The organism is Mesorhizobium sp. M0317 (assembly GCF_040321555.1).
GTDB lineage: Bacteria > Pseudomonadota > Alphaproteobacteria > Rhizobiales > Rhizobiaceae > Mesorhizobium.
The window spans coordinates 55,315-77,164 of the sequence record NZ_JAMYRV010000003.1 but is presented as its reverse complement, the minus strand read 5'-3'; the positions used below and the strand labels follow the sequence as shown (position 1 = coordinate 77,164).

The window sequence follows — 21,850 nt, the reverse complement described above, 5'->3', positions numbered from 1 at the left end:
ATGGCCGATTTTTCAAAATACTCTTCCAACCTGCCGGCGCGTACGTCCGAAGCGCCGATCCCGTTTGCACGGCCGGGCAACCTTGCCGCCATCATCGGCCGCATCGAGGAAGCGGTCGAGGAAGAGACGGCCGGTTTGAAGAACGACACCAGCTATGACCTCAAGGCCTCCAACGCCCGCAAGAGCCGCTACCTCTATGAGCTGACCCGCGCCATGAAGGGCGCCAACGAGATCGAATTCCTGGAACAGCATCGCGACAGTCTGGCGCGGCTGCGCCAGAAGCTCGCGAAAAACGAGGCTGCAATCCTCGCCCACCTCAACGCGGTCAACGAAGTCGCCACGCTGTTGAAGAACGCCATTCAGCGCGCCGAAGCCGACGGCACCTATTCGGCCGGCGAATTCGGTTGGGCGAGCTGATGATTTCGGCAACAGGCGGGAACAACCGGTGATCAAATTCATCGCCGCCGCGATCTGGATCTGCGCCGCCACGCTTGGCGCGGTGTTCTATTCGTTCCAGGCGGCCGGTGAGCGCGGCGTCGGCGAGACGCCGAAACCGATGCTGGGTGGCCTCGACTACGTCAAGACCGACATCATCTCGGTGCCGCTGATCCGCGATTCCAAGATCGACGGCTATTTCCTCACCAAGCTCGTCTACACGGTCGAGCCGGCCGAGATAAAGAAGATGTCGATCCCGGCCGAAGCGCTGATGACCGATCAGGTCTATTCCTATCTCTACTCCAATCCTCAGATCGACTTCACCAAGAAGGAAACCATCGATCTCGATGCCTTCCGCAAGGCCATACGCGACACCGTCAACGCCCGCGTCGGCGCCGACCTGGTGCATGAAGTGCTGATCGACCAGGTCAACTTCCTGACCAAGGACGAAATCCGCGACAACGCCATGCGCCGCCGCAAGGATCCGGCCACGCCGACCGAACCGGCCCCGGCGGAATCGGCCCAGGCCGAGGCGGCGAAGCCCGCTGCTGAACACTAACCTTCGTCGCAGGGCGAATGTTCTCTGCCGCATTCCTTCCGACTGAAACGAGATGACGCATCGCGCGTTGACGTTTACGTCAACTCGAAGCTATATGCGCCAAGCGACCAGGATCGCGGTACGCGCGAGACAGTGACTTCGGCGGAGGCCGGTCACTGAAGCGCGGCAAAACGCAACGAGACCAGGAGAACAGTCATGAGCGTTCAGGACATTGCCGAGAAGATGAGGTCGCGCGTGGCGAGCGCCGGGTTCGAACATTCCGTGAAGTTCGATACCGGCAGCAACGGCGTCATCGTCATCGACGGCGCGACCGTCTCGAACACCGATGCGCCGACCGACTGCACCATCAAGCTGTCGCTCGACGATCTCGATTCGCTGATCGCCGGCGACCTCAACCCGACCATGGCGTTCATGTCCGGCAAGATAAAGGTCGAAGGCGATATGTCGGTCGCCATGGCGCTCAGCCAACTGATCGGCTGAGCCCTTCGCAAAAACAAAACGCCGCCCTCGCTGAAATGCAAAGGACGGGCGGCGTTTGTTTTTGACCAATCAGGCGGCCAGCGACAGCCTCTGCGCCTTGAGCTTGCGACCTGCAGCCCTCAGCGTGCCACGCGCGCCGTCGAGCGCACCATCGATCAGTTCCAGCGCCAGCAGGCGGTGCCGCTCGTACGGACCAGGCATGGCGAGCGCGCCGGTCTTCTCCGCCGAGAAGCCGAAGCGGCCATAGTAAGGCGCATCGCCGACCAGCAGCACCGCGGCATGGCCCAGACGCGCGGCCTCGGCCAAAGCATGGCGCATCAGCGCCGAGCCGATGCCGGCGTTCTTCAGCGCCGGATCTACGGCGAGCGGTCCGAGCAGGAGCGCCGCCGGGCCACCCTCGCCCAGACGCACGTCCCACAGCCGCACCGTGCCGGCAACCGCGCCGGTTGCATCGCGCACGACAAAAGCGAGGCCTTCGGAAGGCCGGCGGCCACGCCGCAGCTTCTCCGACGATTTCTTGCGCCGCATCGGCCCCATGGCGCGATCGAGCAACGCTTCACGCGATGCAATGTCTGCCGCAGTTTCGGCGACGATGGGAATGGCGCCGGCCATCTCCCCCTCGAGGGGGGAGAATCCAATGCCGTCAATGTAATTTACAATGTCCATTTCCGCGATCCTTCACGAGCGGAGCTTGTTCCACAGGCGAACCCGGGCGGACGCAAACGTCCGCCTGGGGTGATCTGAAGGCCGAAGCCGTCAGATCACGTAGGATCGGAGAGGCTCGAAGCCGTTGAAGGCGACCGCCGAGTAGGTGGTCGTGTAGGCGCCGGTGCCTTCGATCAGCACATCGTCGCCGATGGTCAGCGACAGAGGCAGCGGATACGGCGTCTTCTCATACATCACGTCGGCCGAATCGCAGGTCGGGCCGGCGAGCACGCAAGGTGCGGTCTCCGAACCGTCATGGCGGGTGACGATCGGATAGCGGATCGCCTCGTCCATCGTCTCGGCCAGACCGCCGAACTTGCCGATGTCGAGGAACACCCAGCGCACATTGTCGTTTTCGGCCTTCTTCGAGATCAGCACGACTTCCGACTTGATGACGCCGGCATTGCCGACCATGCCGCGACCCGGCTCGATGATGGTCTCAGGGATCGCATTGCCGAAATGCTTGCGCAGCGCCGAGAAGATGGCCTGGCCGTAAGCCTGGGCCGCCGGCACATCACGCAGATAGCGCGTCGGGAAACCGCCGCCCATATTGACCATCTTGAGGACGATGCCTTCGTCGGCGAGCGTGGCGAACACCTTCTTGGCGTCGGCCAGCGCACGGTCCCACGCCGTCAGGTCGGTCTGCTGCGAGCCGACATGGAACGACACGCCATAGGCGTCGAGGCCGAGCGTCCTGGCATGGCGCAGCACGTCGACGGCCATCGCCGGCACGCAGCCGAACTTGCGCGACAGCGGCCACTCGGCGCCTTCGCCGTCGGTCAAAACGCGGCAGAACACGCGCGCGCCGGGAGCGACGCGGGCGATCTTGTCGACCTCCTCGACGCAGTCGACGGCAAACAGCCGAATGCCGAGCTGGTAGGCGCGTGCAACGTCACGCTCCTTCTTGATGGTGTTGCCGAAGGAGATGCGGTCCGCCGGCGCACCGGCGTCCATCGCCATCTCGACCTCGGCAACGGAAGCGGTGTCGAAGGACGAGCCCATCGCAGCAAGCAGGCGCAGGATCTCCGGCGCAGGGTTTGCTTTCACCGCATAGTAGATTCTGGAATCGGGCAGCGCCTTCTCGAAGGCACGGAAATTGTCGCGCACGACATCGAGGTCGACGACGAGGCAGGGGCCGGACGGACGTCGGGTGGCGAGGAAGTCGAGGATGCGCTGGGTGGCCATCGGGGTCTCTCCATTAACGCCTTGCGGCGCGCAATAAGGCTGCGGGACGCGGGCTTTCGGCCTCGCGAACACGCGGTCAAACAAAGGCGGGACGGAAATCCATGGAACCAGCCGGTGGAGACCCCGGAACCATGAAACGCCGTCTCGCGGCGGTGAACCTTGGCCTTGCCCGGCCTCGGTTCGCTTTGTCTGCCTTGGCTTGGATGGGAGACCCGTCCGCACTGCCGGCAATGAAGGTGTGCCTCTTCAGTAACCCCGGTCTTTGGACGACCGGCAGAACACCAGAAAGGCCCGCACCGTCGTTGCTTCAAGGTGTCCTCGGGCTGGCGGTTGGCCGCTAGACCGACTGGAGGGGTTAGCTCCAGTTACCTTACCGATTTCCCTCACCATTCGAGGATCGGCGGACACCCACAGGCACGTGCGACTTTGGGCAAGCGCGATATAAGATCGAAAGATTTCACAATCAATAAAAATCGTACTCCAGGTTGTAAAAATTCCGGCATCGAACAATGCTGGGCCTACTGTATACGGATATCCAACGATGCCAGGCACGCACGGCCCGCTCAACGCCTTTCTCGACCTGCGTCGAATGCCGGTGGCCAATGCGGAACTGGGGCCACTGGCCGGGCTGCGCCTGGCTGTGAAGGACATTTACGACGTCGCCGGCTACCGCACCGGTTGCGGCAATCCGGTGAAGTTCGCCGAGTCCCACGCCGCGTCCAGCACGGCACCGGCCGTGCAGATGATTCTCGACGCCGGCGCGCGTTTCATCGGCAAGACGCAGACCGACGAGTTCGCTTTCTCGCTGATGGGCCAGAACGCGCATTTTCCGTTTCCGGTGAACCCGGCTGCCCCCGACCGCGTCACCGGCGGCTCGTCCTCCGGATCGGCCGCGGCGGTGGCCGGCAAGCTCGCCGACATCGCCACCGGCTCGGACACCGGCGGCTCGATCCGCGCCCCGGCGAGCTTTTGCGGATTGATCGGGCTGCGCACCACGCATGGCCGCATCTCGCTCGAAGGCACGATGAAGCTGGCGCCGAGCTTCGATACGTTCGGCTGGTTCGCCGACGACATCGAAACCTATGAGACGATCGGCAAGCTGTTGCTTGGCCGCGACCCGCATCAGCATCCGCTCAACCGGCCGCTGTCGATCCGCTGGCTGGACGCCTTCGTCGCCGGCCCGGCCGAGGCAGCCGAATATGCCAGGATGAGAGCGCTGGCCGCCAGTCTTGTCGGTGAGCCGGCGCCGGTAGAGTACAGCTTCGCCTCCTTCCCCGACGAGCTCTACTGGTGCTTTCGCCGCCTCCAGGCCGCCGAGGCCTGGCAGCAACATGGCGCCTGGATCATTTCGGGCGAGCGCAATCTCGGGCCGGGCGTCGAGGAGCGCTTTGGTTTTGGCAGGACAATCGACGAAAAGACCGCGCGGGCCGAGGCGGTGCGCCGCCTGACCTTCCGCTCCGAGCTGGCTGCCTTGCTCGGCCAAGACGGGTTTCTTGTCCTGCCCACCGTTCCAGGCCCCGCACCTCTGGTCAAAAGCGAGCCGCAGCAGCTCCAGGCCTACCGCGAAAGGGCCTTGCATCTTTTGTGCCTTTCGGGTCTTTCAGGCTTTCCGCAAATCACCCTGCCGCTGGGCTCGGTCGACGGTGCCCCTTTCGGCCTCTCGCTGCTCGGCCCTCCCGGCAGCGACATTGCCCTGATACGGCTCGGCCGGCGAATTCTCGATGCGGCACGAAAGGCCTGATGATGGATACACTGACCCGCATGCGCGCCTTCATCGACGTCGTCGAGGCCGAAGGCTTTTCGGCGGCCGCGCGCAAGATCGGTCGCTCCAAGGCGCTGCTGTCGAAATATGTGCGCGAACTCGAGGACGAACTCGGCGCGCTGCTGCTCAACCGCACCACGCGGCAGTTCTCGTTGACTGAGGCCGGCCATACCTATTACAGCCGCGCTTCGGAAATCGTGCGCGAGGTCGACAGCCTAGCCGACGCCGTGCGCGAATCCTCCGGCGACGTGCGCGGCAGGATCAAGCTCTCCGCGGCGCGCACCTTCGCCGACGCGCCGATAGGCCAGTCGCTCATCGACTTCGCCAAACAGCATCCCGACATCGTGCTCGACATCCATCTCGACGACCGTTTTGTCGATCTGGTCGAGGAAGGTTTCGATCTTGCCGTGCGCATCTCGCGCCTGGAGAACTCATCGCTGATCGCCCGCCGCCTGGGGCCGTTTTCGATCAAGCTTTGCGCCTCGCCGGAGCTGATCGCCAAGCACGGCAAGCCGACGCGCCCGCAGGATCTCGCCAACTTGCCCTGCATCGTCGACACCAATGGCCGCTCGCTCGCCAACTGGCGCTTCAGGGGCGATGGCGAGGAGTCAGTCAGTGTCAACGTATCGGGTCCCATCGAGGTCAACAGCCCGATGGCCGCGCGAGCCGCCGCCGTGTCCGGTCTGGGCTTCACCATCCTGCCGGATTTCATCGCCGCGCCCGACCTCGCATCCGGGCTTCTGGTGTCGTTGCTCGACGACCGCATCCAGTCGGGCAGCGGCATTTTCGCCGTCTACCCGCACCGTCGCTATCTGCCGGCCAAGGTCCGTGTCTTCGTCGATTTCCTGGTGCAATGGTTCAAGAACCGCGAGAGCGCTTGAGCCGGTCCTGCCGTGCCGCGGTCCCAATTTCGCCCCGTTTCTGGTAACCTCTCGAAATCTCTCCGAGGCCGATGGAACAGCGACCGAGAATGCATCTGAAACGGCACGCAATCATGCTGGCTTCGGCCCTGGCGACGACTTTTGCCTCCGTCGGAGCGGCTGGCGCGCATCCTCATGTCTTCGCCGAGGCCCGCCTCGACGTGATCCTCTCTCCGGATCACCAAAGTGTGAAAGCGCTGCGTCACCTCTGGCGTTTCGATGATCTGTTTTCGAGTACGGTGATGATGGAGTTCGACAAGAACTCCGACCTGAAGCTTGACGACAAGGAGCTGAAGGATGTCGCCGACACCGTTCATGCCTCGCTGGCCGAGTTCAATTATTTCCAGCTCGTCACCGTCGACGGCAAGGACGTGCCGATGACGCCGCCACCGCATCTTATGGCCAATTTCGAAAACGACCAGCTGATCATCCTGTTCGAATCCGAACCCAAGGTGCCGATCAAGCTCGCCGGCAAGATCGATTTCGGCGTCTACGATCCAACCTTCTACACAGCGATCGACTTCACCGAGGATAGCAACATCACGGTGGAAGGCCTGCCCTCGAGCTGCACCAAGAGCGTCATCCGGCCTGATCCAGACGAGGCGATCAAGGAAAACCAGAAGACCCTGACGGACGCGTTCTTCAACGACCCGACAGGCACCGACATGAGCAAGATCTTCGCCACCAAGCTCGAACTGAATTGCCCGCCAGAAGGATAGATCCGGTGATGAAACCGTCCCTGCGTTTGGCATTCGGCCTCGTGGCCGCTGCCCTGCTGATGACGCACTTTCTCGGGCAGGCCCATGCCCAGAGCTCACTCGGCATCGGTGTCAATGACGGCATGGCGCCCACCACCGGCCCGTTCGCCCACATCCTGATGTGGATCAATCTGCGCCAGCAGGAATTCTACCGCGCATTGGCCACGGCGATGAAAGCAATGCGCGAGGACGGCAGCAAGATGTGGCTGCTGATCGGCCTGTCCTTCGCCTATGGCATTTTCCACGCCGCCGGCCCCGGCCACGGCAAGGCGGTGATCTCGTCCTACATGGTGGCCAATGAAGTGGCGCTCAGGCGCGGTATCCTGCTGTCCTTCGTCTCGGCGCTGCTGCAGGGCCTGACCGCGATCCTGGTGATGCTGCTTGCCTATTTCGTCCTGCGCGGCACCGCCATCTCGATGACCGACGCAGCCTGGTTCATGGAGATCATGAGCTATGTCTTCGTCACTTTGTTCGGCGCCTGGCTGCTGTGGCGCAAGCTTGGGCCCACGGTCCAGCGCTGGTTCGGCAGGGCGCCCGCCTACAGCCTGTCGGCAGCCCACGCCGGCCATGGCGGCCATTCGCATGCCGGTCACAGCCACGCGGCGCAGGCGCATGCCTTGCATGTGCATCACGACCATTCGCATGATCATCACGATCACGCCGCGCACGACCACGACACGCACGATCATTCCCATCACGACCACGCTCATCACAATCACGCCGCTCACGATCAACCGGCCGGCGAGGTCTGCGACACGTGCGGCCATTCGCATGCGCCTGATCCGGCGCTGCTGTCGGGCGACCGCTTCGACTGGCGCACGGCCTGGTCGGCTGTAGCCGCCGTCGGCATCCGCCCCTGCTCCGGCGCGCTGATTGTGCTCAGCTTCGCGCTGCTCAACGGCCTGTGGCTCGGCGGCCTGCTGTCGGTGCTGGCGATGTCTATCGGCACCGCCATCACAGTCTCGGCGTTGGCGACGATCGCTGTGACAGCCAAGAACTGGGCGGTCTATTTCGCCGGCGATGGCCGCATGGGCAACCGTATCCACACATTCGTCGAAATCGGCGGCGCCGCGTTCGTCTTCCTGTTCGGGCTGTTGCTGTTGTCGGCGAGCCTGTCCGGAACTGTATGACCGCGGCGGGTCAGGCCTGACCCGCGATCTTTCCGCCCAACTCATCCTCGATATGAGCGCGGATGATTTCATCGAAACTGTTTTCGGCGCTGAAGCCGAGGTCCCTTGCACGGCGCGCCTCGAAGCGCGTCGGCCAACCCTTGACGATCGCCCAGATGGTCTCATCCGGCTGTTCGCGGATCAGCTTCACGACGTCGGCGCCTGCAATGCGCTCCAGCGCCTCGATCTGCTCGCCGACGGTGACGGCAACGCCGGGCATTGTGAGGTTGCGGCGCGGCCCGACAGCGGCACCGTCGAGCCCGGCGGCATGGATCAGGAAGTTCACCGCCGAACGCGGGCTGGCATGGGTGTGCAGCACCGAGCGCGGCACCGGCAGGATCGCCTCGTGGCCGCTCAGCGGCTCGCGGATGATGCCGGAGAAGAAACCTGACGCCGCCTTGTTCGGCTTGCCGGGCCGCACGCAGATGGTCGGCAGCCTTATGCCGATGCCGTCGAAGAAGCCGCGCCTGGAATAGTCGGCCAGCAGCGCCTCGCTCATCTGCTTCTGGGTGCCGTAGGAGGTCAGCGGCGTCGGATGAAAGTCGTCCGGGATCACATCGGGGAACGGCGCGCCAAACACCGCGATCGACGAGGTGAAGACGAGGCGCGGCGAAAAGCCCGCCAGCCGGACCGCATCGAACAGAGCCCGTGTGCCGTCGAGATTGACGCGGTAGCCGAGATCGAAATTGGCTTCCGCCTCACCCGACACGATGCCGGCGAGATGGAACATGACGTCGGGGCGTGACGCCACCAGGCTCTCGGCAGCACCGGCGTCGGCAAGGTCGCCGGTATGCGTGGCGATGCTGACGCCGTCCATCGCCGGCGCCTGCGGCGGCACGATGTCGTGCAGGTCGAGCCCGGTGATCTTGCGGCCGTTGAGCGTGCCGTCCTTGGCCAGCCGGTCGACAAGTTTGCGGCCGACCATGCCGGCGGCGCCAGTAATCAGGATGCGCATTTCAAAGCCTCTTATTTGCCCTTGTTCTGGCTGCGACCCCGCAACCAGAACACCAGAAAGAATGCCAGCACGAAGGCGATGCCGACGATGCCGGCAAGTACGGTCGAGATATTGCCGACAGCCAGCATCACCGTCGGCAGATAGAACGCCGCGATGCCGAACAGCAGCATGATCCAGGCTGCGGCAATCAGCGCGTTTCGCGTGTCGCGATCCATCATGCCGTCCCGCCACAGCGGGAACTCGTCAACTCGGATGCCAATGCCATGAAATTCCCTGTCAGTGATAATGGCCGTGATGCGGTGGCGCACCATGGTCGTGGTCATGATCGTGCTCGTCATGGCTGTCGGCGCACTGGCCGAATTCCGGTTCGACCGTCGCGTGGCTGATGCCGTGTTCGGCGGCGAGCCGCTTCTTGATGGCGCTGACCGCCTGGTGCGGATCGACGCCATCGTTGAGGCAGGCATGCAGCGTCGCCATGTTGCTGGAGCCGTCCAGCGACCAGACATGCATATGGTGCACTTCGCGCACGCCCTTGACGGTGCCGGCAATGTCCTTGGCGATGATGTCGCGGTCGAGGCTTGCCGGTACGCCTTCGAGAAGGACGTGGGCGGCTTCGCGCATCAGCGACCATGCGGTGGACAGGATCAACACCGAGACCAGCACCGACAGAATCGGGTCGATCGGCGTCCAGCCGGTGGCCAGGATGACCAGCGCCGCCACGATCGCCGCCGCCGAACCGAGCAGGTCGCCCAGCACATGCAGGATGGCGCCGCGCATGTTGAGGCTGTCGTGGTCGCCGCCATGCAGCACGAAGAACGAGGCGAAGTTTACCAGAAGGCCGGCGATCGCCACCACCAGCATCGGCCCGCCCAGCACCGGCGCCGGCGTCATCAGCCGGCCCCAGGCTTCGTAGACGATCCACAAAGCAATGGCGAAGATGGCGATGCCGTTGGTGTAGGCGACCAGCGTCTTGACCCGGCCGAAACCATAGGTCAGGCGCACTGTCGCCGGCCGTCCGCCAAGATGGAAGGCGTACCAGGCAAGGCCAAGCGCGATCGAGTCGGCGAGCATGTGGCCGGCGTCGGCCAGCAGCGCCAGTGATCCCGTCAAAAGGCCGCCAAGCACTTCGGCCACCATGAAGCCGGCGGTCAGGCAGGCTGCGATCAGCACACGCTTCTTGTCGGTCGAGCCATGCACGTGGCCGGCGCCATGCCCAGCATGCGAACCATGATCATGGCTGTGCGCCATCGGAAAAAACTCCTGTTACGCGCCGAACTCGGCGCGGAAATCCTCGAGCCGCCGCTTCTGCCGGCCTTCGCCATCGAAATTGGCGGGATCGAGCCATGCCTCATAGGCTTTGCGCAGCGCCGGCCATTCCTTGTCGATGATCGAGTACCATGCCGTATCGCGGTTTTCACCCTTGACCACAAGATGCTGGCGGAAAATGCCCTCGAACTTGAAGCCGAACCGTTCCGCCGCGCGCTTTGACGGCTCGTTGCGGTTGTTGCATTTCCACTCGTAGCGGCGATAGCCGAGCCCGTCGAAAATGTACTTCATGAACAGGAACTGCGCCTCGGTCGCTGCCGGCTTGCGCGAGATCAGCGGCCCCCAATAGATGTTGCCGATCTCGATGACGCCATAGGTGGGATCGATGCGCATCAGCGTCTGTCGCCCGGCGACCTTGCCGCTGGCCTTGTCGATGACGGTGAAGAACAGCGGATCCTCGCTCGCCTCGACCTTGTCCAGCCATGGCTGGAAATCGGCGCGGGTTTGCGGCGGGTAGTCGGGCAGCCAGGCAAAGCGTCCATCGATGTCGGGCACGGACGACGCCTCGTACAACCCATCGCCGTGCTTTTCGGCGCTCAGCGGTTCGAGCCGGACATAGCGCCCGTCAATGGGCTTGCGCTCGGGCCGCGGACGCGCTTGCCAATCTTTGAGATTTTCCGACACGCAAAACTCCAATCCGTTTGACTTTTGTGAGCAGACGCTCACAAAAACGCGACCTAACAGCAAGAACCACACGGACGGGAAAAATGCTCCACACGATTTCGGCCTTCGACCGTCTCGGCGAGGAAAACGCCTTTGCCGTGCTGGCGCGGGCGACCGCACTGGCTCAACAGGGCCGCGACATCGTCAATCTCGGCATCGGCCAGCCCGACTTCAAAACGCCGCAGCACATTGTCGAGGCCGCGATCAAGGCGCTGCGCGACGGCCACCATGGCTACACCCCGGCCAATGGCCTGCTGGCGACGCGCGAAGCGGTGGTGCGGCGCACGCTGACCACCACCGGCGTCGAGGTCTCGCCGGAAAATGTGATGATCCTGCCCGGCGGCAAGCCGACCATGTTCGCGGCCATCTTGATGTTCGGCGAACCCGGCGCCGAGATCCTCTATCCAGACCCAGGCTTTCCGATCTACCGCTCGATGATCGAGTTCACCGGCGCCGCGCCCATTCCGGTGCCGATCCGCGAGGAGAACGGCTTTGCCTTCTCGGCCGAGGAGACGCTGGCGCTGATCACGTCGAAGACCAGACTGCTAATCCTCAACTCACCGGCCAACCCGACCGGCGGCGTCACGCCGCGCGCCGAGATCGAGAAGCTGGTGAAGGGACTGCAAGCGCATCCGCAGGTCGCTATCCTCTCCGACGAAATCTACGACGTCATGACCTATGACGGCGAGACGCATTTTTCGCTGCTCAATTTTCCGGAAATTCGCGACCGGCTGATCGTGCTCAACGGCTGGTCGAAGACATGGGCGATGACCGGCTGGCGCATGGGCTGGTCGATCTGGCCGAATGGCGACAAGGGCGGGCATCTCTACGACAAGGTCCGCAAGCTGGCGGTCAATTGCTGGTCCTGCGTCAACGCGCCGAGCCAGTTCGCCGGCATCGCCGCCATCGACGGCCCGCAGGACGATGTCGACAAGATGATGCGCGCCTTCGACAACCGCAGGAAGATCGTGGTCGAGGGGCTGAACGCGCTGCCCGGCGTCTCCTGCATTACGCCCAAGGGCGCATTCTATGCCTTCCCGAATGTTTCGAAGACCGGCTGGAAGGCCAAGAAGCTCGCCTCGGCACTGCTCGAGGAGGCCGGCGTGGCGCTGATCGGCGGCCCCGATTTCGGCATTCTCGGCGAAGGCTACATCAGGCTTTCCTACGCCAATTCCGAAGAGAACATCTTGCACGCGCTGGAGCGGATCGAGGCGTTTTTGAAGAAGTAGGCCTTCGGCTGTTCACCCACGCCCCACGAACGGCATCTTGGTCGCCATCACCGTCATGAACAGCACATTGGCGTCGAGCGGCAGGCTGGCCATGTGGACGACGGCGTCGGCGACGCGCTGGACGTCCATCACCGCCTCGGCGGCGATGGTGCCATTGGCCTGCGGCACGCCGACCGTCATGGCATGCGCCATATCGGTCAGCGCGTTGCCTATGTCGATCTGGCCGCAGGCGATATCATAGGGCCGGCCGTCGAGCGCCAGCGTCTTGGTCAGCCCCGATATGGCGTGCTTGGTCGCGGTATAGGGCACCGAGCCCGGCCGCGGCGCATAGGCCGAGACCGAACCGTTGTTGATGATGCGGCCGCCCATCGGCTTTTGCTTGCGCATGGCGCCGAAGGCGGCGCGGGCGCATAGGAACGATCCGGTGAGATTGACGCCGACAATATCGTTCCAAACCTCGACCGGTATCTCGTCAATCGGCGTCGACTTGTAGCTCATGCCGGCATTGTTGAAGAGCAGGTCGACGCGGCCGAAGGCTGCGGCCACCGTCTCGAACAGATCATCGACTTCGCCGGCCTTGCTGATGTCGCAGGCAACCGCCAGCGCCTTGGCGTCCGTTTTCCCGGCTTCGGTAATGGCGGCATCGAGCACCGCTTTGCGGCGGCCGCAAAACACCGTGTTCCAGCCCGCCTTCACCAGTGCCGTGGCGACGCTCTTGCCGATGCCGGTGCCGGCGCCGGTGACGATGGCGGTTTTCTCTGGGAAGGCTGTCATGGATTTTGCTCCTGCGCGCCGCGCATCCCGGCACAGATCGGGGTGCATCCGAATGCACCGACCCATCGCAAATGAAGGCGATCATGGCAAGTCGGACACTAATGCATGTCGCTCAAAAGTGGCCCCGGTTCTGAGAGAACGACATGCATCAGGACAAAAACATGAAGCGCCACGCGCTTTATGTGATCGGTCCGACAAAAAGGGCGGTCATTGGCGACCGCCCCCTGATCTGAACCGGGCTTGGGAGGAGGAAAAGCCGATCCGACTGACTAAAATCATGCGCTTCCTCGGTAAACGAGCAGTTAACGCTTTTCCCGCCGCGGCTGCGTTGTCTACCAGCGCGGGTTCGGCGCCGTGCCTGACGGAACCGGCACCTTGGCCGCCGACACCGTCGCCTCGACATGATCGACGAGCGCATCCGGCAGGCCGAGCCGGCCGGCGAGCAGGTCGAGATAGCCGCGTTCGGCGCGCGTATCGGGGTCGATCGTCAGTCGCGACGCCGTGTAGAGCTCGAGCCTCTGCTCATCGGTCTTGGCGCCTGCGACCAGCGTATCGAGGTCGAGCGGGCTATCCAGCTCGGCCATCAGAAACTTTTCCGCTTCCGTGCCGATGCCGGCCAGACTGAGCTTGCCGGCGATCTTTTGGCGTTCCGCGTCATCGACATGGCCATCGGCCTTGGCCGCCGAGATCATCGCCCGCACCAGGGTCAGCGTGAACTCGTCCTCCCCCTGTGGCGCCTGTGAAGGATGAAAGCCGGTGTCGGCGGGCGGCGGCAGCAATTCCGGCTGGCCGGCCGCCGGCGCCTGCTCGGGTGCATTGCCGGCCTTGTAATTCTGGTAGGCCTTGTAGGCGAGACCGCCGATCGCAGCCAGTCCGCCGAGCTTCACGGCCGTGCCGGTGACCTGCCGTCCCGTGCCGGTTCCAAGCAGCACCGCGGCCAGCGCACCGGCGGCCAGCGGATTGTCCTTGGCCATCTGCACAGCCTGCCCGGCCTTGTCGCGAACGGTGCCGGTTGTGCCGGGAACTTGCGAGCCGAGCAGATCGTCGAGAAGCTTCTTGGGGTCGAACATGGTGCCTCCAGAAAAGGGCCCGCACCAACGTGGACGGGCAGGTTTTGGACGTTGCAGACGTAGGTCCCGCACACTGACATTACAATGACGGAGGCGCGCTTTGCTATCGGCGCCGGCAATGCCGCAAATCGGTGATCCGTGTGTCGATACCGGTCTCGGCTTGCGCTAATGTCGCCGCCGCATTGCCGAGGGAGGAACCTTGCTGTGACCGATCAACCTGGCCGGGAACCGGCGCGCGATCCGCAGGATCTGGAACGTTTGTTGATCGACCGGCAATGGGCGGGAGACATTGAGGGCATGGTAGCGCTGTTCGAACCCGATGCCGTCATCGACACCGGAGCAGCCGAATTGACGCGTGGCCATGAGGCGATCCGCGCTTTGTTCGAAGCCTTTGCCGCGAGCTGGCGAAAATTCCAGCGCGGCGAGCAGCGCCCGGCGGCCATTAACGGCGACCTCGCGTTGACGTCGACCAGGCTTGCCGACGGCTCGATAACCTCAGAGGTCGCGCGCCGGCAGGCCGACGGCACATGGCTGTGGGTGATCGACCGCTATTCTGTCGTGTGGTGATCCAGTCAGGGCGTCGGCGGCACTTAACTGCCGATATGTCCCCTGCCCTGCGCCTGCGCAAGTTCGACCTGGCGCTGGCGCTCGGCATAGCGGGTGCGATCCTCATCCGAGCGTGCCTCGTAGCAATGCGGGCATGACACGCCGGTGGAAAAATGCGGCGACAGCCGGTCCTCCGGCGTCAGCGGATGCCGGCAGGCGCGGCAGAGTTCGGCCTCGCCTTCGGTCAACCCATGCGACACCGAGACCCGCTCGTCGAAGACGAAACACTCGCCCTGCCACAGGCTGTCTTCGGCCGGGACCTCTTCAAGATATCTGAGGATGCCGCCCTTGAGATGGAACACATCCTTGAGGCCGAGCGACTTCACATAGGCCGTCGCCTTTTCGCAGCGGATGCCGCCGGTGCAGAACATCGCGACCTTGCGGCCGTCGAGTTGGTCGCGGTGTTTTTCCACCCAGGCCGGGAATTCGCGAAAGCTTGACGTGCGCGGGTCCACCGCGCCCTCGAACGTGCCGATCGACACTTCGTACGCGTTGCGAGTGTCGATGACGATGGTGCCGGGGTCCGAGATCAGCGCGTTCCAGTCGGCCGGCGCGACATAGGTCCCCGCACCCGTCGCCGGGTCGAGGTCTTCGACGCCCATGGTGACGATCTCGCGCTTCAGCCGCACCTTCATGCGATGAAACGGCATTTCGGCGGCAGTGCTGTATTTGACCTCGAGATCGGCAAGACCCTCGATGGCCTCGAGATAAGCGATCAGGTCGGCTATGTCGGTTTCGCTGCCGGCGACCGTGCCGTTAATACCTTCCTGCGCCAGAAGCAATGTGCCCTTGATGCCGCGCCCGCAGCAGAAGGCGGCAAGTGGCGTGCGCAAGACCCGCAGCGCCTCGAAGTCGCCCAGCCTCGCAAATTTGTAGAGTGCGGCAACGCGCACGGGTTCACGGTTGGTCATCGCCAAGCCACTAAACCGTGGTCAAAGCGGATTCAAGGCAGAGCTAAAGACACTTCGTCGGTATTCGCCAGCAGGCTCGTTGGCCGACATGTGACATCGCGGCAGGCCGGGTTTCGTGGACTCGGAATCGGCCTTCTGCTAATCGGTTGAAATCATACAGGGAGAGACAAGCAATGCCCAGCAAGACCGAAAAGCTCCTGTCGCTGCTCAATGGCCAACCGGTCATTCCGGTGCTGAAGATCGCCAATGTCGCGGACGCCGTCCCGCTCGCCCGGGCGCTCGCCGCCGGCGGCCTGCCGGCGATCGAGATTACGCTTCGAACCGCCGATGCGCTGGAAGCGATCCGCCGCGTGGCCGGTGAGGTCGAGGGCGCCATTGTCGGCGCCGGCACAATTCTCGATGCCAAGCAGTTCGACCAGGCAGCGGCGGCTGGCTCGAAATTCATCGTCAGCCCCGGCATCACGCGCGAGTTGCTGGCGGCGGCCAAGGACAGCGACGTTCCCTTGCTGCCCGGCGCCATCACGCCCGGCGAGATCATGGCTGCCCGCGAGGCCGGCCTGCGGTTCCTGAAATTCTTCCCGGCCGAACAATCCGGCGGCATCGCCTCGCTGAAGGCCTTTGCCTCGCCGCTGGCCGACGTAAAATTCTGCCCGACCGGCGGCATCTCGGCCAAGAACGCCGCCGACTATCTCAGCCTGCCCAATGTCCTCTGCGTCGGCGGCTCGTGGGTGGCGCCGGACGAGTTGGTCAAGGCCGGCAAGTGGGATGAGATCGAGGCGCTCGCACAGACCGCGAGCAAGCTCGGAAAATAACCTCCGCTACTTTATCTTTGCGCAATTCCCAAGGGAAGCGCTCTTTTCCCGGGAAAATCACACTGTTCCCGGAATTGCACTCGGCACAAAAACCCGCCAGCTGCGCCGACCGGGTTTGCTACGCGTTGAGATTTTGGTTCCCGCTCATGGGCTCGAACCACGATTCACGCCTTCAAAGGGCTTAGACCCAATCCAGCTTTGTCCAGCCTGGTCCAACGAAAGCCCGAAAAACCGCGGCTCGTGTGCAGTTGTACTCAAGCTTGTGTATGCCTGTCCAAGTGCGTATATTGGACAAATTGTTGGACAAGGAAACTCGGCAATGGCCAAACGGGTAAGAGACGCGCAGCTGGAAAGCAGGACGGCTAGAGCGAAACTCGCTCAGCGAGGCAAGCCCTACTACAAGGCAATCGGCGTCGGCCTGCACGTCGGTTACCGGAAGGGAAAGACCGGCGGCGTTTGGGTTGCACGGCTCTATAAGGGCGAGCAGGATTACCTCGTGCAGAAGGTGGGCGTCGCCGACGACGTCCGCGATGCAGACGGCGCAGCCATCCTCGATTTCTGGCAAGCGCAGGCTGCGGCTCGGGCGTTCGCCGCTACTGTCGAGACGCCGTCGACAGCCGACGTGGCGCCGCTCACTGTCGCCGATGTCGTCACCGCCTACGTCGTAACTCGCGATGTACGCGACAGCCGCCGCCGAGGACGCGCGGTGCGGTCAGACGCAAGCCGGCGCCTACATCGATACGTCCTGGGGCAAGGCAAGCGCGGCGCGCATGTAGCTGTCCCGGCCGCGCCGCTGGCCGGCGTGGCGATGGCTGCTCTGAACGACGAACACCTATCAGCCTGGCGGGCAGGACTGCCACCACTCAAGGAGACGACGAAACAACGATTGGTCAACGACCTGAAGGCCGCGCTGCACAGCCAGCGCAGGCACCTCCCGGCGGCGCTTATAGTCAATGCAGCGCTGCGTTCCGATGTCGATGTCGATGACAGTGCCGATGTCGCAAGAGAGAACCAGATTTTGGCTGACGGCCAAGTCGTAAGGCTGCTCGTGGCAGCGCGGCAGGTCGACGCCGAGGAGGGCTGGGACGGCGATCTCTACAGGCTGGTGCTCGTGCTGAACGCCACGGGCGCGCGCTTCAGCCAGATCAGCAGAATGCGGGTGCGTGACGCCCAGCTGAAGGAAGGGCGTTTGATGGTGCCGTCAAGCCGCAAAGGGAAAAGCAAGAGCGGCAACATCGCAGTGCCTGTCGAGCCGGCGGTCATTGAAGCCTCGCGGCCGGTGGTCGTTGGCCGCACCGGTGACGCGCCGCTTCTGGAGCGTTGGCAGTACAGGCAGATACCCGGCAGCATTAAATGGGAGCGAAACGGGCGCGGGCCGTGGCAGACGTCATCAGATGTCGCGCAGGCGTGGAAGGCGATCCGCGAGCGTGCCGAGATGCCGACCGTAATCATGTACAGCCTTCGGCATTCATCGATCGTGCGAGGCATCAGGGCCAACTTGCCCATAAGGCTGGTCGCCGCGCTCCACGACACGAGCGTAGCTATGATCGAGCGTCATTACGGCCGTTGGATCGTTGACGGGTTGGAAGATATGGCACGCGATGCGATCGTGCCGCTGATGCCAGCGCCGCCGCTTGGCGAGGGCAAGGTTCTGCGGATAGGAGAGTGGTAATGGGCACCCCCGATTTGAAGCAAGGTCTTGCCAATGTGCTGGCTGAGCGCGAACGGAGCAAACGCGATGCGCTGGTAGCCCGCACCGACGCGGCGCTAGCCAAGATCGACGGCGAGCTCGCAGCGGCCATGCGCCACGTCATCCTCAATGTGGATGTGCCATCGGAGCCGCTTGAACGATTGCTGAGCGCAGCCGAAGACGCCCGACACGGAATAGGAAGACCGGCAAAAGACGCCACTAAGTCGGCGGTCGAGGCGGTCACCGCGGCGGCGGTCGACGCGCTGATAGGTTCCGACAAAAGCCTGTCTCTAAAACAGGCTTGTGAGAAAGTGGCCGCCAAAACCCGCGGTAATCTCAACTGGAAAAAGCTGCGCACCCTCCGCTCGAATATCATGGGCGGCAAAGCGCCCCGCGATGCTGTGGATTGCTATCACTGGCGCCGCAATGGCACGCCCACCCAAACGTTAGACCCGCCGGCACCAATGACGCTAGACGAAATTGAGCAGATGTGGGACGCGCTCGCAGCCAAAGAATAAAAACTACCCTCTTTTACTACTTTCTCGGCAGGTAAATATTCTTCGCATCCACCAGCCGCCCGATGGGTTCACCTTATTCCAAGACGGGCCAAAAAATGAGGATGCAAAACAATGAACGCCGTCATGCAAGCCCTTAACGCCGAGATCAGCGTTGCTTCGCGCGACCCTTCAATTCCGGGGTTCTGCCAAAGGCATAAGATGGGCCGATCCAGCTATTACAACTTGAAGGCGGCAGGGCACGGCCCGCCCGAGTATGTGATCGGGAAATTGGTGCGTATCTCGGCCGAGGCTGAGGCCGAGTGGGTGCGCGAACGCGAAGCAGATACGTCGCGCGCTAGAACCGCTGCTTGAAGCAGAACGCCGGCCGCTGAGAGACAGCAACCGGCGCGAGAAGAGCCTTCGAACTGAACAGTGTTCAAAACATATATTCTTCTCCTGCTTTTTGTCAATCAGACGGCGGCCAAACCGAAGGCATGCCGATATGTTCACCAAAAATACACAACGACCGGCCCCCCGCGAAATCGTAGCGGCTTGGCAAGAGCTCTACCCCGACACGTTCAATCTACGTTTCCGCAAACCGCTGAAGATCGGTATTCGCGAAGACATGCTCGCCGCCGGCCACGGCCTGACCGAAGTCACACTCGGGCTGAAATACTATGTCGGCGGGTCTGGCTACTTGCGCGGCTGTCAGAAGGCCGGCGCCGTTCGCATCGACTTAGCTGGCCAACCAAGAGGGATCGTCACCGAAGCGGATGCGACCTACGCGTTCAAGCTCTTGGCGGGGCAGGCCGCCAGGAGCCATCAGGAAGTACCGATCGAACCTCCAAAGCCGCCGAAATTGCGGGACAGTCTGGCGGCGCTTAGAGCGGCCGCAAAAGCGCGTCGCGAACAGGTGGAACATACTACATCATGAGCATGTTCCAGAAGGCGACCGACAACAAGGCCGTGGCAGCATCAAATTCCTCGCTCGATGCCGCGCTGATTTGGGCCGAGAGGGGCATTCCGGTGTTTCCCTGCCACGGCAATCAGAACTCGGAAAAATATAAGCGTCCACATACACCACGCGGCTTCAAGGACGCGACGACCGACGCGGCGACGATCAAGGCGTGGTGGGCAAAGCACCCGGATGCGATGATCGGCGTGCCGACTGGCCCAGCAAGTGGTTTCGACGTCGTCGATCCCGACCGGAAGAACGGCAAGGACGGCTTTGCTTTCATTCCTGATTGGGAGACGCTGAGCCCCGCCATTGTCAGGACGCCCAGCGGCGGCGCGCATCTGTACTTCCGCTCCGACGGTACGATCAAAAACGCCACCGACGTCAATGACATGATCGGCGTCGATGTCCGCGGCGATGGCGGCTATGTGATCGCTCCGGGATCAGCGGGCTATATGTGGGCTGATGGTCGCGATGACCTGTCGAACCTGCCGCCCTTTCCGGAAGCGTTTCGCCCCGGCAGCAACAGGCCAAAGCTCAACCAGAAGCTCGAAGAGCGTTTCCAGCCCGCAGGGCAGCCCGGCGACAATCCGTATGCCGAGCCATGGGTGCTAGGGATCGCACTTGAGGCGGTCCCAACGCCTAATAGCTACACGCCTTGGAACAACGTAGCGATGGCCATCTATCGGGCAACCGAAGGGAGCGAAGACGGGTTCGAAGTCTTCGACAGATGGTCGCGCAAGGACATGAAGAATTACGGCGGCACGCGGGAACGGTGGGAAGCCCTTGAAATATCGCCGCCAAACAGCATCGGCGCTGGCACTGTCTTCCACATGGCAGACGAGGCCGATCGATCCTGGCGCGAGCGCGCTGAGGCCGTTGAGCCCGGTTGGCAGCAACGGGCGATCATCGACAGTTCGCAACGGACATTGGCCCGGCTCGCTCGGTTCTTCGAAACGGACAGGGGCCGGGGGATCGCCGTTCGCATCCAAACCTATTTCGCGGAGGTGGGGCCGAGAAGGGCCGCCACGCACCTACATGCCGTGAGCCTCGCCGATTTCGACGGCCAGACAGTGCCGCCGCGGCAGTTCATCGTCGAAGGCATGATCCCCGATCGGAACGTTACGGACCTGTCTGGCGACGGCGGCACCGGCAAATCGATCCTCGCGCTTCAGGCCTCTGTGGCAATTGTGACCGGTACGGAATGGCTCGGCTTTCCAGTCGTTCCCGGCCGCGTGCTCTACGTGTCGTGTGAGGACGAGATGGACGAAATACGCCGCCGAGCAGAGGCGCTTTGCCGGCAACGCGAGATCACGTTCAAGCACCTTCGCGACCTCTACATCATCGACCTGACGACGGCGGACGGCACCGAATTGGCGGCGCTAGACAAAGGGAAGCTGTCGCTTACGGTGGTGTTTGCCGGTCTGGAAGAGAAGATCGCCGAGTTGCGGCCGAAGCTGGTCATTCTGGACACGCGCGCGGATGTTTTCGCAGGTGATGAGGTAAATCGGTCTCAGGTCCGCGGGTTCGTGAAGGCGCTTCGAAGGCTGTGCTTTCAGTACGATCTCGCAATCTTGATGCTTTCGCATCCTTCGTTGACTGGCATGAGTAGCGGTAGCGGGCAGTCAGGGTCGACCGCTTGGGGCAATAGCGTGAGGTCAAGGCTCTATCTGGACCGGCCGAAAGGCAGCGATGGCAGCATCGTCGATCCCGACTTGCGGGTGCTGTCCACCAAGAAGGCGAATTACAGCGCATCCGATACAGAAGTCAGTCTTCGCTATGTGGGTGGCGAGTTCGTTGCCCAGCGCGAAGGCGCGCTGAGCGAGCTCGATCCGCAGGTGCGGGGCCACAAAGTAGAAGATCGGTTCGTAGAATTGCTCAAGGATTACGATTTGCAGGGGCGCCACGTCAACGACGCTGGGACATACTATGCGCCCAAGGCGTTTGCGGAAACGGACCCGTCAATCGGTCAGCGGCACTTCCGCACGGCCATGCTGGCGCTACTCAAACAGGGACGCATAAAGAAGGTGCAAAGGGGACCGGCATCACGCGCGACGTCGATGCTAGTAATGGTGCAACCATGAAACACCCCCTGCAGCCCCTCCTGCAAGCCCCCTTGCAAGTGGGCGAAAACGGCTGCAAACACCCCTGCAACCTCCCCTGCAACCTCCCCTTCAACCTCCCATGCAACCCTCCCTGCAACGCACCTACCTCCCCCTATAGGGGGAGGGTCTATGGGACCCTCTCTCCCCTCGGGGGTTTCGCGCGAGAAAGCGAAAACGGCGTTGCCAATGCAATGGAGACTGACCCCGCGCGCTGGGCGCGGCGCGACCAAAGCCAAGTGAGCCAATTCCAACCGAACGAAACCCTGCTCATGTCGAATATCATC

Annotated in this window: 24 protein-coding genes; 15 read left to right on the top strand and 9 right to left on the bottom strand. The window is 63.0% G+C overall.

The window, feature by feature from the left end; genetic code table 11:
- The 3 genes from NKI88_RS04475 (at position 1) to NKI88_RS04465 (ending at position 1,474) form a co-directional block, all read left to right on the top strand.
- Entirely contained in the window at positions 1 to 417 is a 417-nt protein-coding gene (locus NKI88_RS04475) for a hypothetical protein (protein WP_023671919.1), read from the top strand.
- A gap of 28 nt (positions 418 to 445) precedes the next feature.
- The gene (locus NKI88_RS04470; protein ID WP_023683275.1) at positions 446 to 994 is read left to right on the top strand and encodes a hypothetical protein; all 549 of its coding nucleotides are present in this window, start codon (positions 446 to 448) and stop codon (positions 992 to 994) included.
- A 195-nt stretch (positions 995 to 1,189) separates the two neighbouring features.
- Positions 1,190 to 1,474 carry an SCP2 sterol-binding domain-containing protein gene (locus NKI88_RS04465; RefSeq protein WP_023695725.1) on the top strand — a complete coding sequence of 95 codons (285 nt, stop codon included), beginning with the start codon at positions 1,190 to 1,192 and terminating at the stop codon, positions 1,472 to 1,474.
- 69 nt (positions 1,475 to 1,543) lie between these two features.
- Here NKI88_RS04465 and NKI88_RS04460 read toward each other — a convergent pair whose 3' ends face one another.
- Together NKI88_RS04460 and odc2 are read right to left on the bottom strand one after the other, a co-directional pair.
- Entirely contained in the window at positions 1,544 to 2,086 is a 543-nt protein-coding gene (locus tag NKI88_RS04460; protein ID WP_352654078.1) for a GNAT family N-acetyltransferase, read from the bottom strand.
- Between the two features lie 144 nt (positions 2,087 to 2,230).
- The gene (gene odc2, locus NKI88_RS04455; protein ID WP_352653921.1) at positions 2,231 to 3,364 is read right to left on the bottom strand and encodes an ornithine/lysine decarboxylase; all 1,134 of its coding nucleotides are present in this window, start codon (positions 3,362 to 3,364) and stop codon (positions 2,231 to 2,233) included.
- Positions 3,365 to 3,905: 541 nt separating this feature from the next.
- Here odc2 and NKI88_RS04450 point away from each other — a divergent pair.
- The 4 genes from NKI88_RS04450 to NKI88_RS04435 all read left to right on the top strand — a co-directional run bounded on the left by NKI88_RS04450 (position 3,906) and on the right by NKI88_RS04435 (position 7,934).
- Positions 3,906 to 5,105, top strand: a complete 1,200-nt coding sequence (locus NKI88_RS04450; protein WP_352653919.1) for an amidase — start codon at positions 3,906 to 3,908, stop codon at positions 5,103 to 5,105.
- Positions 5,106 to 5,107: 2 nt separating this feature from the next.
- Entirely contained in the window at positions 5,108 to 6,007 is a 900-nt protein-coding gene (locus NKI88_RS04445; protein ID WP_023671925.1) for a LysR family transcriptional regulator, read from the top strand.
- Positions 6,008 to 6,096: 89 nt separating this feature from the next.
- Complete coding sequence (locus NKI88_RS04440; RefSeq protein ID WP_023683271.1) at positions 6,097 to 6,765, top strand: DUF1007 family protein; 669 nt, start codon at positions 6,097 to 6,099, stop codon at positions 6,763 to 6,765.
- 8 nt (positions 6,766 to 6,773) lie between these two features.
- Entirely contained in the window at positions 6,774 to 7,934 is a 1,161-nt protein-coding gene (locus tag NKI88_RS04435) for a nickel/cobalt transporter (RefSeq protein ID WP_502909429.1), read from the top strand.
- A 10-nt stretch (positions 7,935 to 7,944) separates the two neighbouring features.
- On the opposite strand, the gene denD is transcribed toward NKI88_RS04435, so the two are convergent.
- Genes denD through NKI88_RS04415 form a run of 4 tightly spaced genes read right to left on the bottom strand, consistent with a single transcriptional unit; the run spans position 7,945 to position 10,878 of the window.
- On the bottom strand, positions 7,945 to 8,928 hold the full coding sequence (gene denD, locus NKI88_RS04430) for a D-erythronate dehydrogenase (RefSeq protein ID WP_023683269.1): 984 nt from the start codon (positions 8,926 to 8,928) through the stop codon (positions 7,945 to 7,947).
- Between the two features lie 11 nt (positions 8,929 to 8,939).
- Complete coding sequence (locus NKI88_RS04425) at positions 8,940 to 9,146, bottom strand: hypothetical protein (RefSeq protein WP_023683268.1); 207 nt, start codon at positions 9,144 to 9,146, stop codon at positions 8,940 to 8,942.
- 58 nt (positions 9,147 to 9,204) lie between these two features.
- Complete coding sequence (locus NKI88_RS04420) at positions 9,205 to 10,176, bottom strand: cation diffusion facilitator family transporter (RefSeq protein ID WP_023744207.1); 972 nt, start codon at positions 10,174 to 10,176, stop codon at positions 9,205 to 9,207.
- A gap of 15 nt (positions 10,177 to 10,191) precedes the next feature.
- On the bottom strand, positions 10,192 to 10,878 hold the full coding sequence (locus NKI88_RS04415; RefSeq protein WP_023701049.1) for a GNAT family N-acetyltransferase: 687 nt from the start codon (positions 10,876 to 10,878) through the stop codon (positions 10,192 to 10,194).
- A gap of 83 nt (positions 10,879 to 10,961) precedes the next feature.
- Here NKI88_RS04415 and NKI88_RS04410 point away from each other — a divergent pair, with 83 nt between their 5' ends.
- Positions 10,962 to 12,146, top strand: a complete 1,185-nt coding sequence (locus NKI88_RS04410; RefSeq protein ID WP_352653916.1) for a pyridoxal phosphate-dependent aminotransferase — start codon at positions 10,962 to 10,964, stop codon at positions 12,144 to 12,146.
- 12 nt (positions 12,147 to 12,158) lie between these two features.
- On the opposite strand, the gene NKI88_RS04405 is transcribed toward NKI88_RS04410, so the two are convergent.
- Both NKI88_RS04405 and NKI88_RS04400 read right to left on the bottom strand, forming a co-directional pair.
- A complete protein-coding gene (locus NKI88_RS04405; RefSeq protein WP_352510391.1) occupies positions 12,159 to 12,920 on the bottom strand; it encodes an SDR family oxidoreductase in 762 nt (253 codons plus the stop codon).
- Between the two features lie 332 nt (positions 12,921 to 13,252).
- Positions 13,253 to 13,990, bottom strand: coding sequence for a tellurite resistance TerB family protein (locus tag NKI88_RS04400; protein WP_023671935.1), 738 nt, complete (start codon positions 13,988 to 13,990; stop codon positions 13,253 to 13,255).
- A gap of 204 nt (positions 13,991 to 14,194) precedes the next feature.
- On the opposite strand from NKI88_RS04400, the gene NKI88_RS04395 reads away from it, so the two are divergent.
- Positions 14,195 to 14,557, top strand: a complete 363-nt coding sequence (locus tag NKI88_RS04395) for a YybH family protein (protein ID WP_352510390.1) — start codon at positions 14,195 to 14,197, stop codon at positions 14,555 to 14,557.
- A gap of 23 nt (positions 14,558 to 14,580) precedes the next feature.
- On the opposite strand, the gene trhO is transcribed toward NKI88_RS04395, so the two are convergent.
- Positions 14,581 to 15,507, bottom strand: a complete 927-nt coding sequence (gene trhO, locus NKI88_RS04390; RefSeq protein ID WP_352653913.1) for an oxygen-dependent tRNA uridine(34) hydroxylase TrhO — start codon at positions 15,505 to 15,507, stop codon at positions 14,581 to 14,583.
- Between the two features lie 173 nt (positions 15,508 to 15,680).
- On the opposite strand from trhO, the gene NKI88_RS04385 reads away from it, so the two are divergent.
- From NKI88_RS04385 to NKI88_RS04360, 6 genes are all read left to right on the top strand, one after another.
- A complete protein-coding gene (locus NKI88_RS04385) occupies positions 15,681 to 16,319 on the top strand; it encodes a 2-dehydro-3-deoxy-phosphogluconate aldolase (protein ID WP_352653911.1) in 639 nt (212 codons plus the stop codon).
- 319 nt (positions 16,320 to 16,638) lie between these two features.
- Entirely contained in the window at positions 16,639 to 17,991 is a 1,353-nt protein-coding gene (locus NKI88_RS04380) for a site-specific integrase (protein ID WP_352653909.1), read from the top strand.
- The gene (locus NKI88_RS04375) at positions 17,991 to 18,527 is read left to right on the top strand and encodes a hypothetical protein (protein WP_352653907.1); all 537 of its coding nucleotides are present in this window, start codon (positions 17,991 to 17,993) and stop codon (positions 18,525 to 18,527) included. The genes NKI88_RS04380 and NKI88_RS04375 overlap by 1 nt, the downstream gene beginning before the upstream one ends.
- A 111-nt stretch (positions 18,528 to 18,638) precedes the next feature.
- Positions 18,639 to 18,878, top strand: coding sequence for a transcriptional regulator (locus tag NKI88_RS04370; RefSeq protein WP_352653905.1), 240 nt, complete (start codon positions 18,639 to 18,641; stop codon positions 18,876 to 18,878).
- Between the two features lie 130 nt (positions 18,879 to 19,008).
- Entirely contained in the window at positions 19,009 to 19,440 is a 432-nt protein-coding gene (locus tag NKI88_RS04365; RefSeq protein ID WP_352653903.1) for a ProQ/FINO family protein, read from the top strand.
- Positions 19,437 to 21,545 carry an AAA family ATPase gene (locus NKI88_RS04360; RefSeq protein WP_352653901.1) on the top strand — a complete coding sequence of 703 codons (2,109 nt, stop codon included), beginning with the start codon at positions 19,437 to 19,439 and terminating at the stop codon, positions 21,543 to 21,545. The genes NKI88_RS04365 and NKI88_RS04360 overlap by 4 nt, the downstream gene beginning before the upstream one ends.
- The last annotated feature ends 305 nt before the right edge of the window (positions 21,546 to 21,850 follow it).

What these genes read in the sequence shown, in the direction of transcription:
- denD (WP_023683269.1), bottom strand. Translation starts at nt 8,928, where the DNA reads ATGCGCATCCTGATTACTGGCGCCGCCGGCATGGTCGGCCGCAAACTT.
- NKI88_RS04425 (WP_023683268.1), bottom strand. Translation starts at nt 9,146, where the DNA reads ATGATGGATCGCGACACGCGAAACGCGCTGATTGCCGCAGCCTGGATC.
- NKI88_RS04435 (WP_502909429.1), top strand. Translation starts at nt 6,774, where the DNA reads ATGAAACCGTCCCTGCGTTTGGCATTCGGCCTCGTGGCCGCTGCCCTG.
- NKI88_RS04475 (WP_023671919.1), top strand. Translation starts at nt 1, where the DNA reads ATGGCCGATTTTTCAAAATACTCTTCCAACCTGCCGGCGCGTACGTCC.
- NKI88_RS04440 (WP_023683271.1), top strand. Translation starts at nt 6,097, where the DNA reads ATGCATCTGAAACGGCACGCAATCATGCTGGCTTCGGCCCTGGCGACG.
- NKI88_RS04445 (WP_023671925.1), top strand. Translation starts at nt 5,108, where the DNA reads ATGGATACACTGACCCGCATGCGCGCCTTCATCGACGTCGTCGAGGCC.
- NKI88_RS04450 (WP_352653919.1), top strand. Translation starts at nt 3,906, where the DNA reads ATGCCAGGCACGCACGGCCCGCTCAACGCCTTTCTCGACCTGCGTCGA.
- NKI88_RS04465 (WP_023695725.1), top strand. Translation starts at nt 1,190, where the DNA reads ATGAGCGTTCAGGACATTGCCGAGAAGATGAGGTCGCGCGTGGCGAGC.
- NKI88_RS04410 (WP_352653916.1), top strand. Translation starts at nt 10,962, where the DNA reads ATGCTCCACACGATTTCGGCCTTCGACCGTCTCGGCGAGGAAAACGCC.
- NKI88_RS04400 (WP_023671935.1), bottom strand. Translation starts at nt 13,990, where the DNA reads ATGTTCGACCCCAAGAAGCTTCTCGACGATCTGCTCGGCTCGCAAGTT.
- NKI88_RS04365 (WP_352653903.1), top strand. Translation starts at nt 19,009, where the DNA reads ATGTTCACCAAAAATACACAACGACCGGCCCCCCGCGAAATCGTAGCG.
- trhO (WP_352653913.1), bottom strand. Translation starts at nt 15,507, where the DNA reads ATGACCAACCGTGAACCCGTGCGCGTTGCCGCACTCTACAAATTTGCG.
- odc2 (WP_352653921.1), bottom strand. Translation starts at nt 3,364, where the DNA reads ATGGCCACCCAGCGCATCCTCGACTTCCTCGCCACCCGACGTCCGTCC.
- NKI88_RS04420 (WP_023744207.1), bottom strand. Translation starts at nt 10,176, where the DNA reads ATGGCGCACAGCCATGATCATGGTTCGCATGCTGGGCATGGCGCCGGC.
- NKI88_RS04405 (WP_352510391.1), bottom strand. Translation starts at nt 12,920, where the DNA reads ATGACAGCCTTCCCAGAGAAAACCGCCATCGTCACCGGCGCCGGCACC.
- NKI88_RS04360 (WP_352653901.1), top strand. Translation starts at nt 19,437, where the DNA reads ATGAGCATGTTCCAGAAGGCGACCGACAACAAGGCCGTGGCAGCATCA.
- NKI88_RS04370 (WP_352653905.1), top strand. Translation starts at nt 18,639, where the DNA reads ATGAACGCCGTCATGCAAGCCCTTAACGCCGAGATCAGCGTTGCTTCG.
- NKI88_RS04460 (WP_352654078.1), bottom strand. Translation starts at nt 2,086, where the DNA reads ATGGCCGGCGCCATTCCCATCGTCGCCGAAACTGCGGCAGACATTGCA.
- NKI88_RS04380 (WP_352653909.1), top strand. Translation starts at nt 16,639, where the DNA reads ATGGCCAAACGGGTAAGAGACGCGCAGCTGGAAAGCAGGACGGCTAGA.
- NKI88_RS04385 (WP_352653911.1), top strand. Translation starts at nt 15,681, where the DNA reads ATGCCCAGCAAGACCGAAAAGCTCCTGTCGCTGCTCAATGGCCAACCG.
- NKI88_RS04375 (WP_352653907.1), top strand. Translation starts at nt 17,991, where the DNA reads ATGGGCACCCCCGATTTGAAGCAAGGTCTTGCCAATGTGCTGGCTGAG.